The organism is Pseudomonas sp. 05L36, assembly GCF_056398125.1.
This window is the reverse complement of sequence record NZ_JBFTOU010000010.1, coordinates 33,769-46,188: the sequence shown is the minus strand read 5'-3', so window position 1 is coordinate 46,188 and position 12,420 is coordinate 33,769. Positions and strand designations below refer to the sequence as shown.

The following is a 12,420-nucleotide window of genomic DNA, read 5'->3' as shown; positions in this document are numbered from 1 at the left end:
AGCAGCACGCGTTATCGTTAACGTCCATCGCGAGCAAGCTCGCTCCTACAGGGGCGGGGTGTATCAGTTACCGCTCATGCACATAGGTGCCTGGCGCCGCTTCACCCGCTGGATAGGCCTTGTTGCCCAGTTTCAGCGGAGCCTTTTTCAGGTTGCCCGAACGCTGCGCCTGCCATGCCTGCCAGTGCAGCCACCAGGAGTCGGCATGCTTGGTCGACTCTTCCTGCCAGTCATCGGCATTGGTGGGCATTTCGGTGCTGGTCATGTAGCGCGATTTCGGATTGCCCGGCGGGTTCAGAATGCTCTGGATGTGCCCGCTGCTGGACAGCACGAATTCAACGTTGCCGCCGAACAGTTGCGCCGATTTGTAGCAGGAACGCCACGGGGTGATGTGGTCGTTGGTGCCAGCCAGCGAGAAGATGTCGGCGGTGACTTTCTTCAGGTCGATCGGCGTGCCGCACACTTCCAGTGCATCGGCACGGGTCAACGGGTTACTTTTGAACATCTCGATCAGGTCGCCGTGGAACGCGGCGGGTAATCGGGTGGTGTCGTTGTTCCAGAACAGAATGTCGAACACCGGCGGTTCATTGCCCAACAGGTAGTTGTTGACCCAGTAGTTCCAGATCAGGTCGTTGGGGCGCATCCAGGCGAAGATTTTCGCCATGTCGCGGCCTTCGAGGACGCCGGCCTGGTAGGAGTGGCGCTTGGCAGCTTCGAGGGTTTTCTCGTCGACGAACAGGGCCACGTCGCTGTCCAGGGTGGTGTCGAGCACGCTGACCAGCAGGGTCAGGGCATTGACCTTGTTCTCGCCGATTGCCGCGTAGTGGCCCAGCAGTGCGGTGCAGGTGATGCCACCAGAGCAGGCGCCGAGCATGTTCACGTCTTTGCTGCCGGTAATGGCGGTGACCACATCGACCGCTTCCTTGAGCGCTTCGATATAGGTCGACAGGCCCCACTCACGCTGCTCCTTGGTCGGGTTGCGCCAGCTGACGATGAAGGTCTGCACGTTGTTGCGCAGGCAGAACCGCGCCAGGCTCTTGTCCGGGCTCAGGTCGAACACGTAGAACTTGTTGATCTGCGGCGGTACCACCAGCAGTGGGCGTTCATGCACCTGCTCGGTGATCGGCTTGTACTGGATCAGCTCCAGCACGTCGTTGCGAAAGACCACCGCACCCTCGGTCACGCCAAGGGTCTTGCCGACCTCGAAGGCGCCCATGTTGACCTGGCTCGGCATGCCGCCGTTGTGCACCAGGTCCTTGGCCAGGTGCGAGAGACCATCGAGCAGGCTTTTACCGCCGGTTTCGAAGAAACGCTTGACCGCCGCGGGGTTGGCCGCCGTGTTGGTCGGCGCGAAAGCTTCGGTCATGAGGTTGATCACGAAGTGCCCGCGACTGACATCCTTGGCTGGCAGGTTACTGTCGTCGATCCAGTCGTGGAGTTCCTTGCGCCACGCCAGGTAGGTTTGCAGATAACGTTTGTAGAGCGGGTTCTGGCTCCAGGCCGGATCCGCGAAGCGACGGTCATCGCTGGTCGGTTGCAGCTCGGATTTGCCGAACAGTACGTTCTTGAGTTCAAGGCCGAAATGCGCAACATGCTTCGCGCTGTGCACTGGTTGCCTGATGGCCTGCCTGAGTACCATGCGAGCAGATGCCAGTAGATCCTTTCCACGCAGCCCAACGACAGGATTCAGCCCCAAGGTGTTTTCCGAGGCCTGATACTTCAAGTCATCGTTATTCTGTTTACTCATCTACGACGCTCCATTGTCCTGAGACGAGTACCGGGTCCTGCTGTGTAGTCACACAGCCAATGCCAGGTACTACTGCTCGGGGTGACCGTTAATACTGCATTGCTGCTTTTTTAATGCAGAGAGCACTGCAGGGAACTTGCCAGTTCCATTGGTTACCCGAGTTTAATTTTTTTCGCAAGCAGGCCAGTCGGTGGCCCTGAAGCGGAGCATTCAAACAGATGAAATTAGAAAATGCCCTCTAAAGAGCAAGAGGCTCGGATTAGAGCATCAGCTTGACGACGGATTCGTTCGGGTCGCGGGTTTTTCCGGCGGCTTTGAGCTCGGCCAGATAATCTTCCCAGAGTGCGTCATAACGTCGCCCCAGCTCGTAGAGGTATTCCCAGGTGAACAGGCCACTGTCGTGACCGTCATCGAAGGTCAGTTTCAGTGCGTACTGACCGGCCGGTTCTACCTTGGTCAGGCCGACGTTGATCTTGCCAAATTGCAGGATGGGTTTGCCGTGGCCCTGGACCTCGGCGGAAGGCGAGTGCACGCGCAGGAACTCGGCGGGCAGGGTGTATTCCTCGCCGGACGCGTATTTGAGCGTCAGGGTTTTCGAGGCTTTGTGCAGCTTGATGTCGGTGGGGAGTTGGGTCATGGCGGGTCGTCCGTCTATGTGGAACGTTCTGTAGGAGCTGCCGCAGGCTGCGATCTTTTGATCTGGTTTTTGAAGCAAGATCAAAAGATCGCAGCCTGCGGCAGCTCCTACAAGTGTTTCGTTCTCACAGGAGAGTAGGTGACCTACAGGATATAACGGGACAGGTCTTCGTTCTGCGCCAATTCGCCCAAGTGGCTGTTGACGTAGTCGGCGTCGATCTGGATCACCTTGCCGTCATGGACGCTGGCCAGGTCGCCGGCGCTGAACGACACCTCTTCGAGCAGGCGCTCGAGCAGGGTGTGCAGTCGACGGGCACCGATGTTTTCGGTTTTCTCGTTGACCTGCCAGGCGATCTCCGCGATGCGCTTGATGCCGCTCGGCTGGAACTCGATGTCCAGGCCTTCGGTTTTCAGCAGTGCGCAATATTGCTCGGTGAGCGAGGCGTGCGGTTCGCTGAGGATGCGCTCGAAATCTTCCGGGCTCAGGGCCTTGAGTTCAACACGAATCGGCAGACGACCTTGCAGTTCTGGCACCAGGTCGCTTGGCTTGCTCAGGTGGAACGCACCGGAAGCAATGAACAGGATGTGGTCGGTCTTGACCATGCCCAGCTTGGTGTTGACGGTGCAGCCTTCGATCAGCGGCAGCAAGTCACGCTGCACGCCTTCGCGGGACACATCGACGCCGCCGGAATTGCCACGCTTGGCGACCTTGTCGATTTCGTCGATGAACACGATGCCGTGCTGCTCGACCGCTTCCAGGGCCTTGGCCTTCAACTCTTCATCGTTGACCAGGCGGCTGGCTTCTTCGTCGCGAACCAGCTTGAGCGCTTCCTTGACCTTGAGCTTGCGGCTCTTGCGCTTGCCCTTGCCCATGTTGGCGAACAGGCTTTGCAGCTGGTTGGTCATTTCTTCCATGCCCGGTGGCGCGGAGATATCGACGCCGGCCATTTCGGCGACTTCGATTTCGATCTCCTTGTCGTCCAGCTGACCTTCGCGCAGGCGCTTGCGGAACAGCTGGCGGGTGTTGGAGTCGGCAGTCGGGGCGTCGTCGCTGCTGAAACCCATGCGTGCCGGTGGCAGCAGTGCGTCGAGGATGCGCTCTTCTGCAGCGTCTTCGGCGCGGTGGCGAACCTTGACGATTTCCTGCTCGCGCAGCAGCTTGATCGCGGCATCGGCCAGGTCACGAATGATCGATTCGACGTCGCGGCCGACATAGCCGACTTCGGTGAACTTGGTCGCTTCGACCTTGATGAACGGTGCGTTGGCCAGTTTCGCCAGCCGACGGGCGATCTCGGTTTTACCGACACCGGTCGGGCCGATCATCAGGATGTTCTTTGGCGTGACTTCAACGCGCAGCTCTTCTGGCAGCTGCATGCGGCGCCAGCGGTTGCGCAGGGCAATGGCGACGGCGCGCTTGGCATCGTCCTGGCCGATGATGTGGCGGTTGAGTTCGTGGACGATTTCACGGGGAGTCATGGACATAGTATTTAGCGGACCTCAAGCAAGAATGAGCCGTGGCGCGAAGGCCAACACGGGCTTACTCGGCGCAGTCCTGCTCCTCAATGGTCTGGGTGTGATTGGTGAATACGCAGATGTCGGCGGCGATGCCGAGGGCGGTTTCGACGATTTCCCGGGCCGACAGATCGGTTTTCTTCAGCAGCGCGCTGGCAGCGGCCTGGGCGTAACCGCCGCCGGAACCCATGGCGATCAGGCCTTCTTCGGGTTCAACCACATCGCCGTTGCCGGTGATGATCAGGGAGGCGTCTTTGTTGGCGACCGCGAGCATGGCTTCGAGGCGGCTCAGGGAGCGGTCGGTGCGCCATTCTTTGGCGAGTTCGACGGCGGCGCGCACCAGGTGACCCTGGTGTTTTTCAAGCTGGCCTTCGAAGCGTTCGAAGAGGGTAAAGGCGTCAGCGGTGGCACCGGCAAAACCGGCGATGACCTGGCCGTGGTACAGGCGGCGAACTTTTTTCGCGTTGCCTTTCATCACGGTATTACCAAGGGAAACCTGGCCGTCGCCGCCCATGACGACTTTGCCGTGGCGGCGAACTGAAACGATGGTGGTCAAGGGAAGAGTCTCCACGCTGCGGGGCGAAAATGCCTTATGCCCATTCATATGGGGGTGCTGGAGTGGATTTCAACTGTAGGAAGGGAGAGGGGACGAGCGGTGCGAGGCGCGTAGGAGCTGCCGAAGGCTGCGATCTTTTGATCTTCGGCGTCAGTTGAATCGCTAAAGATCAAAAGATCGCAGCCTTCGGCAGCTCCTACAGGGAGCTGCGATGGCAGGTGATCAGCGGCTCTGGCGTTGTTGTAACAAAAGATTGCTAAAGCCGGCACCGGCCAATTGTTTCTGCGCCGTGGTCAGTTGTTCCCGGTTGCTGAACGGACCGACCAGCACCCGATACCAGGTTTCATCCTTCACCGTGCCCGATTCAACCGCTACAGCCTGACCCAGCAGAATGATCTGCGCCCGCACCTTGTCCGCATCAGTCTCTTTGCGGAACGAGCCAGCCTGCAGGAAAAACTTCGTCACAGGCGCAGCCTTGACCGGTGGCGCAGGTGGCGGAGTAATCCCGGCCAAAGCTGCCTGGGCGCGGGCCGTATCGATCTTCGCCGCTTCGGCCGGGGTGACCGGCGTTGTCGGGATGACCGGCACTTGCGGCGTCGGCAGGGTTTTTTCCGGCACGGCATCCGGCGGCACGATGACTTCCGATTCCGGCAGCAAGGTGTAGAAGTCGTACTTCGGCTTCACCGGCTGCGTCGGGCTCGGCGGGGTCTTGTTGGCCTCGGCGATCTTGCTGGCTTTCTGCTGTTGCTGTTGCTCGACCTTTTCACGCTTGACCGTGTCGCTGCCCTTGCCCGGTTCCAGCTTCATCAGAAATACGATGAAGGCGCCGACCGTCAGGCCGATGGCCATCCACAACCAACCCGGGATCGGTTGCTTTGCAGGAGCCTGGTAACGGCTGGCACCACGCTTGGGTGCAGGTTTTTTCTTGGCAGCCAACTTACATACGCTCCAGAGTTTCCAGGCCCAAGAGTTCCAGGCCTTGCTTGAGGGTGCGTCCGGTCAGCGCGGCGAGGCGCAGGCGGCTCTGCATTTTTGCCGGGGTATCGGCGGCGAGGATCGGGCAGTTCTCGTAGAAGCTGGAGAACAGGCCGGCGACGTCGTACAGATAGGTGCAGAGGATGTGCGGGGTGCCTTTTTCGGACACGTTGTTCAGAATTTCACCGAATTGCGCGAGTTTCGCCGCCAGTTCGTGTTCGTGCGCCGCTTCCAGAACGATCTGGCCGTCGACTTCGCTGAAGTCCTTGCCGAGTTTGCGGAACACGCCGGCCACACGGGTGTAGGCGTACAGCAGGTACGGCGCGGTGTTGCCTTCGAAGTTGAGCATCAGGTCGAAGTTGAAGCTGTAGTCACTGGTGCGGTGCTTGGACAGGTCGGCGTATTTCACTGCGCCGATGCCCACGACCTTGGCGATGTTGCGCAACTCGGCTTCGGCAAGTGTAGGGTTCTTGTCCTTGACCAGGGTGTAGGCGCGTTCCTGGGCTTCGGTCAGCAGGTCGATCAGCTTCACGGTGCCGCCATCACGGGTCTTGAACGGACGGCCGTCAGCGCCGTTCATGGTGCCGAAGCCCATGTGTTCCATTTCCATCGGATGGGTCACGAAACCGGCCTTGTGCGCCACGGCGAACACTTGCTGGAAGTGCAGGGCCTGACGCTGGTCGACGAAGTACAGCGCACGATCGGCCTTGAGCTTGCCGCTGCGGTAGCGCACGGCCGCCAGGTCGGTGGTGGCGTAGAGGTAGCCGCCGTCAGCCTTGACGATGATCACCGGCAGCGGGTCGCCATCGGCGTTCTTGAACTCGTCGAGGAACACGCACTGGGCGCCGTTGCTCTCGACCAGCATGCCTGCCGCCTTCAAATCATTGACCACGTTGATCAGGTCGTCGTTGTAGGCGCTTTCGCCCATTACGTCGGCCATGGTCAGTTTGACGTTAAGCAGTTCGTAGATCTTCTGGCAGTGGGACAGCGAGATGTCCTTGAACTTGGTCCACAACGCCAGGCAGTCAGCATCGCCGGCCTGCAACTTGACCACCAGGCCACGGGCGCGGTCGGCGAACTCTGCGGATTCGTCGAAGCGTTGCTTGGCGGCGCGGTAGAAGTTTTCCAGGTCCGACAGTTCGTCGCTGGTGATCGGGTTTTCCTGCAGATACGCCATCAGCATGCCGAACTGGGTGCCCCAGTCGCCGACGTGGTTCTGACGGATCACGGTGTCGCCGAGGAATTCCAGCACGCGGGCCACGCCGTCGCCGATGATGGTCGAGCGCAGGTGGCCGACGTGCATCTCTTTGGCCAGGTTCGGTGCCGACAGGTCGACCACGGTGCGCTGCACCGGGCCGGCCTTGCGCACGCCGATGTGGGCGTCGGCCAGGGCAGCGTCCAGGCGGGTCGCCAGGGCGTCGGTGTTCTGGAAGAAGTTCAGGAAGCCTGGACCTGCGATTTCGGTCTTGGCGACATTTTCGTCAGCCGGCAGCGCGGCGATGATTTTCTCGGCCAGATCGCGGGGCTTCATACCGGCCGGCTTGGCCAGCATCATGGCGATGTTGCTGGCGAAGTCGCCGTTCTTCTTGTCGCGGGAGTTTTCCACCTGGATCGCCGGCGACAGGCCTTCAGGCAACACACCTTCGTTGACGAGTTGGGTGATGGCTTGTTGGATCAGCTGGCGAATGGTGTCTTTCATGGTCTTCTCTTTCGACCGCAGGCGCGGCGGCGCATCATGCGCTGGTGGAAAAACTGGGCATTATCCGTTGCGAAGACGGGCTTGCCAACCTTAGCAGGCAGGATGTGGATGTGTGGTGACAATTTGGCCGTCTTCGTTGGCAAGCCAGCTCCTACAAGGACCCGATGTGACTACTGTAGGAGCTGGCTTGCCAGCGAAAGCGATCTTCGGATCAATACAAGTCGACGGGATCAACATCAAGCGACCAGCGCACCGCTCGCCCGCTCGGCATCTGCTCCAGCACCAGCAACCAATTGGCCAGCAACCGATGCAACGGTGCCCGCGCCGTAGCCTGCAACAACAGTTGCGCACGATAACGCCCGGCCCGACGCTCCATCGGTGCCGGGACCGGTCCCAGTAACTCGATCCCCGTCAGATTCTGCTCGGCCAGCAAACGCTCCGCCTCGCTGCAAGCCTCATCAAGAAAACCCTCGGCCTGACCCGGTTTATGCGCCTCGGCCCGCAGCAGCGCCAAGTGCGCAAACGGCGGCAATCCGGCCGCACGGCGTTCGCTCAAGGCCTGTTCGGCAAAGGCGAAATAGCCTTGCTCGGTCAATTGCACCAGCAGCGGATGGTCGGCCAGGTGCGTCTGGATAATCACTTTGCCCGGCTCTTCGGCGCGACCTGCGCGGCCGGCGACCTGGACGATCAGCTGAGCCATGCGCTCGCTGGCGCGGAAGTCGCCGGAGAACAGGCCACCGTCGGCGTCAAGGATCGACACCAGTGTCACCCGTGGAAAGTGGTGGCCTTTGGCAAGCATTTGCGTGCCGATCAAAATGCACGGCTGACCTTTTTGAATGGTTGCGAACAACTGGTTCATCGCGTCCTTGCGCGATGTGCTGTCGCGGTCGACCCGCAGCACCGGATAGTCCGGGAACAGAATCGCCAGGCGCTCCTCGGCCCGTTCGGTGCCGGCGCCCACGGGGCGCAGATCGACCTTGTTGCACTTCGGGCACTGGCGCGGCACGCGTTCGACGTAGCCGCAATGGTGGCAGCGCAACTCGCCGTGACGCTGATGCACGGTCATCCGCGCATCGCAACGCTGGCATTCGGACATCCAGCCGCAGTCATGGCACAGCAGGGTCGGGGCGAAGCCGCGGCGGTTGAGGAACACCAGTACCTGCTGCCCGGCGGCCAGGGTCTGGCCGATGGCTTGTTGCATCGGCCCGGAAATACCGCTGTCCAGCGGGCGGCTTTTGACATCCAGACGCAGGAAGCGCGGCTGTTTGGCGCCGCCGGCTCGCTCGTTCAAGCGCAGCAGCCCGTAGCGGCCGGTGTAGGCATTGTGCAGGCTTTCCAGCGAAGGGGTGGCGGAGCCGAGGACAATCGGGATGTTTTCCTGGCGAGCCCGCACCAATGCCAGATCACGGGCGTGGTAGCGCAAGCCTTCCTGCTGTTTATAGGAACCGTCGTGTTCTTCGTCGATGATGATCAGGCCGGGGTTCTTCATCGGCGTGAACAGGGCCGAGCGGGTGCCGATAATAATGTCGGCCTCACCGTCCCGGGCGGCCAGCCAGGCCTCGAGGCGTTCACGGTCATTGACCGCCGAATGGATCAGCGCGATACGGGCATTGAAACGCTGTTCGAAGCGCGCCAGGGTCTGCGGGCCCAGGTTGATTTCCGGGATCAGCACCAGTGCTTGCTTGCCGGCCTCCAGGGTTTCGCGAATCAACTGTAAATAGACTTCGGTCTTGCCGCTGCCGGTGACGCCGGCCAGCAGGAACGCGTGATAACTGTCGAAGCCGGCGCGAATCGCCTCATAGGCGGCGCGTTGCTCCGGGTTCAGCGGCAGTTCCGGTTGCGCCAGCCAGTGTTCGTGGCGTACGCCCGGGGCGTGGCGGCGGATCTCGACCTGCACCAGCTCCTTGGCCAGCAGCAAATCCAGGCTGTCCTTGCTCAGCATCAGCTTGCTCAGCAACTGATGAGCGACGCCGTGGGGATGCTGGGCCAGCGTGGCCAGGGCTTCGCGCTGGCGCGGGGCGCGGGCGATGCGCGGATCATCGAGGCTGGCGCCCGGCGCGGCGGACCAGAAACGTTCCTGGCGCGTTTCGGCCAGCTCACCCTGGCGCAGCAACACCGGCAGCGCCCAGCTCAAGGTGTCGCCGAGGCTGTGCTGGTAATACTGGGAGGTCCACAAGCACAGCTTGAACAACGCGGGCGGTAGTGGTGGCGTAGCGTCGAGCAGTGCCAGGGCCGGCTTGAGTTTCTCGGCCGGCACTTCGCTGGTGTCGGTGACTTCCACCAGAATCCCGATCATCTCGCGCCGGCCGAACGGTACCCGCAGGCGCATGCCAGGGTGCAACTGGGCGCGCAGGACGCCGGCCGGAGCGCGGTAGTCGAACAGGCGGCGCAGCGGCGAAGGCAGGGCGAGGCGCAGAATGGCGTTGGGCACGCGGGGGGGTCTCGGTCGGCGGAAGATAAAAGCGGGGGGTTGCATGTCCCCCTGTAGGAGCGAGCTTGCTCGCGATAGCGCCGTGTCAGGCAACACATATGCTGACTGACACGCCCTCATCGCGAGCAAGCTCGCTCCTACAGGGATCGCGTATTGGGCCGGGAGCCTAGCAGACGGTCGGTCTCAGGGACAGCTTGCGTGATCAGGATTGTCTGGTAGAATCCGCGGCCTAATTACGTGCGGTATTCAACAATAGTGTTGGGTGGCGGCACGCTAGCCTGAGGAAGACACCATGAAAGCTGATATCCATCCAGAATACCCGGCAGTTGCTGTTACCTGCAGCTGCGGCAACAAGTTCGAAACCCGTTCGACCTTCGGCAAAGCCCTGGCGATCGACGTTTGCAACGAATGCCACCCGTTCTACACCGGTAAGCAGAAGACTCTGGACACCGGTGGTCGCGTACAGAAGTTCGCCGACCGTTTCGGTGCTTTCGGCGCGAAAAAGGCCTAAGGCCGATCAACTTGGGAAGCCGCTACGGTTTTTCCATGCTGATGAAGAAGGCGTCCCTGGCGGGCGCCTTTTTTATGTCCGCGATTTGGCTGTCTGGCGCCCAGGCCTTTTGCCCGGCGCCAAGCGGCCTGACGCCCGTCGCGGTGCAGCGGGTAGTGGACGGCGACACCCTGCGCCTGAGCGATGGCCGCAGCGTGCGCATGATCGGCTTGAACACGCCGGAGCTGGGCAAGAAAGGCCGTTCCGACGAACCGTTCGCCGTGGCCGCGCGCAAACGCCTCGAAGCCCTGGTGGCGGCGAGTGACGGGCGGGTTGGGTTGGTGCCTGGCAAAGAAAGCAAGGACCATTACGGCCGCACCCTGGCCCATGTCTACGGTGCCGATGGCGCCAACCTCGAAGCGCAGATGCTCGCCGAGGGCCTGGGTTTTCTGGTGGCCGTGGCACCGAATGTCGATCTGGTCGCCTGTCAGCAAGCCGCAGAGCGCAACGCTCGACAGGCCGGGCTCGGTGTGTGGCGCCAGTCGCCTGTACTGAAAGCGGAGCAGATCAGCGCTTCCGGTTTTGCCGTGCTCAGCGGTCGTGTGAGCAAGGTGCAGCGCAATCGCGGCGGGGTTTGGATCGAGTTACAGGATTCTGTTGTATTACGCGTTGCACCCAATCTGTTGGCGCGTTTCGATGTGATTTCGCTGGAAAGCCTCAAGGGCAAGCAGGTCGAGGCGCGCGGCTGGGTGCTGGATCGCTCGCGTAAAGGCGGTCTCAAGGATGGCCAGGCGCGCTGGATGTTGCCCTTGACCGATCCGGCGATGCTTCAAGCGGCACAGTGATAAAAAATTGTAGACATTTTTTCTGTCGATTGTGAACAGTCTATCCCTTGTGTTCCGTGGCTCTTGGTCCAAAGTCGTAGGGCCGGGCGCTTGACAGGGGTGACCGGTCAGTCTTGTGGGGACTTTGCGAGGCGCGTATCCTCGCTGACCAGTCTGTCCAACAGTAAAAGCGGAATGCCAAAATGTCTGATCTGAAAACTGCCGCTCTCGAATATCACGCCAATCCTCGTCCAGGGAAGCTGAGTGTCGAGCTCACCAAGGCCACTGCTACCGCTCGCGACCTGTCGCTGGCCTACAGCCCGGGCGTAGCCGAACCAGTCCGTGAGATCGCCCGCGATCCTGAACTGGCCTACAAGTACACCGGCAAAGGCAACCTGGTTGCAGTCATTTCCGATGGCACCGCGATTCTCGGCCTGGGTAACCTCGGCCCATTGGCTTCCAAGCCAGTGATGGAAGGTAAAGGCGTACTGTTCAAGCGCTTCGCCGGCATCGACGTTTTCGACATCGAAGTCGACTCCGAAAGCCCGCAAGCCTTCATCGACACCGTCAAGCGCATCTCCATCACCTTCGGTGGCATCAACCTGGAAGACATCAAGGCACCAGAGTGCTTTGAAATCGAACGCGCTCTGATCGAGCAGTGCGATATTCCGGTATTCCACGATGACCAGCACGGCACCGCTATCGTGACCGCCGCTGGCATGATCAACGCCCTGGAAATCGCTGGCAAAACCCTGGCTGATGCCAAGATCGTCTGCCTGGGCGCCGGCGCTGCCGCCATCTCCTGCATGAAATTGCTGGTGAGCATGGGCGCCAACATCGAAAACATCTACATGGTCGACCGTACCGGCGTGATCCACTCTGGCCGTGACGACCTGAACCAGTACAAGGCTGTGTTCGCTCACGCGACCGACAAGCGCACCCTGGCTGACGCCCTGCAAGGCGCTGACGTGTTTGTAGGCCTGTCCGGTCCGAACCTGCTGAGCGCTGAAGGCCTGCTGTCGATGGCGCCTAACCCGATCGTGTTCGCCTGCTCCAACCCTGATCCGGAAATCTCCCCGGAACTGGCGCACGCCACTCGTAACGACGTGATCATGGCTACCGGTCGTTCCGACTACCCGAACCAGGTCAACAACGTACTGGGCTTCCCGTTCATCTTCCGTGGTGCCCTGGACGTTCGCGCCAAGCGCATCAACGAAGAAATGAAAGTGGCTGCGGCCAACGCCCTGCGCGAACTGGCCAAGTTGCCGGTGCCTCAGGAAGTGTGCGACGCCTACGGCGGCATCAAGCTGGAATTCGGTCGTGAGTACATCATTCCGAAGCCAATGGATGCCCGCCTGATCACCCTGATCTCCGATGCCGTGGCCAAAGCCGCGATCGAGACCGGTGTGGCGACCCTGCCGTATCCGAAGAACTACCCGCTGAAAAGCGTGGATGACGTGTTCAACGGCTAAGCCGTTGTAGCGCTTCAACGAAAAGCCCCGGCTTGTGAGAGTCGGGGCTTTTTTGTGCCTGAGGGTTTTGGGTTGGCT

The 12,420-nt window shown here is 61.0% G+C and carries 10 protein-coding genes; 3 read left to right on the top strand and 7 right to left on the bottom strand.

Annotation, left to right across the window (positions count from 1 at the left end):
* Nucleotides 1-67: 67 nt before the first annotated feature.
* From phaC to AC1DKH_RS13465, 7 genes are all read right to left on the bottom strand, one after another.
* Nucleotides 68-1,747: a class II poly(R)-hydroxyalkanoic acid synthase gene (phaC, locus tag AC1DKH_RS13495; protein WP_477752182.1), complete on the bottom strand. Its 1,680-nt coding sequence runs from the start codon at nt 1,745-1,747 to the stop codon at nt 68-70.
* A 259-nt stretch (nt 1,748-2,006) separates the two neighbouring features.
* A complete protein-coding gene (locus AC1DKH_RS13490) occupies nt 2,007-2,384 on the bottom strand; it encodes a gamma-butyrobetaine hydroxylase family protein (protein ID WP_477752181.1) in 378 nt (125 codons plus the stop codon).
* Nucleotides 2,385-2,527: 143 nt separating this feature from the next.
* Complete coding sequence (hslU, locus tag AC1DKH_RS13485) at nt 2,528-3,865, bottom strand: HslU--HslV peptidase ATPase subunit (protein ID WP_477752180.1); 1,338 nt, start codon at nt 3,863-3,865, stop codon at nt 2,528-2,530.
* Nucleotides 3,866-3,920: 55 nt separating this feature from the next.
* Nucleotides 3,921-4,451 carry an ATP-dependent protease subunit HslV gene (hslV, locus tag AC1DKH_RS13480; protein WP_046031180.1) on the bottom strand — a complete coding sequence of 177 codons (531 nt, stop codon included), beginning with the start codon at nt 4,449-4,451 and terminating at the stop codon, nt 3,921-3,923.
* 222 nt (nt 4,452-4,673) lie between these two features.
* Entirely contained in the window at nt 4,674-5,387 is a 714-nt protein-coding gene (locus tag AC1DKH_RS13475) for an SPOR domain-containing protein (RefSeq protein ID WP_218429685.1), read from the bottom strand.
* 1 nt (nt 5,388) lies between these two features.
* On the bottom strand, nt 5,389-7,125 hold the full coding sequence (argS, locus tag AC1DKH_RS13470) for an arginine--tRNA ligase (protein ID WP_477798404.1): 1,737 nt from the start codon (nt 7,123-7,125) through the stop codon (nt 5,389-5,391).
* 211 nt (nt 7,126-7,336) lie between these two features.
* Nucleotides 7,337-9,556: a primosomal protein N' gene (locus AC1DKH_RS13465; protein ID WP_477798403.1), complete on the bottom strand. Its 2,220-nt coding sequence runs from the start codon at nt 9,554-9,556 to the stop codon at nt 7,337-7,339.
* A gap of 292 nt (nt 9,557-9,848) precedes the next feature.
* On the opposite strand from AC1DKH_RS13465, the gene rpmE reads away from it, so the two are divergent.
* From rpmE to AC1DKH_RS13450, 3 genes are all read left to right on the top strand, one after another.
* Nucleotides 9,849-10,067, top strand: coding sequence for a 50S ribosomal protein L31 (rpmE, locus tag AC1DKH_RS13460; RefSeq protein WP_007975586.1), 219 nt, complete (start codon nt 9,849-9,851; stop codon nt 10,065-10,067).
* A gap of 35 nt (nt 10,068-10,102) precedes the next feature.
* The gene (locus AC1DKH_RS13455) at nt 10,103-10,891 is read left to right on the top strand and encodes a thermonuclease family protein (RefSeq protein ID WP_477798402.1); all 789 of its coding nucleotides are present in this window, start codon (nt 10,103-10,105) and stop codon (nt 10,889-10,891) included.
* A gap of 182 nt (nt 10,892-11,073) precedes the next feature.
* Entirely contained in the window at nt 11,074-12,342 is a 1,269-nt protein-coding gene (locus tag AC1DKH_RS13450) for a malic enzyme-like NAD(P)-binding protein (RefSeq protein ID WP_053153375.1), read from the top strand.
* The last annotated feature ends 78 nt before the right edge of the window (nt 12,343-12,420 follow it).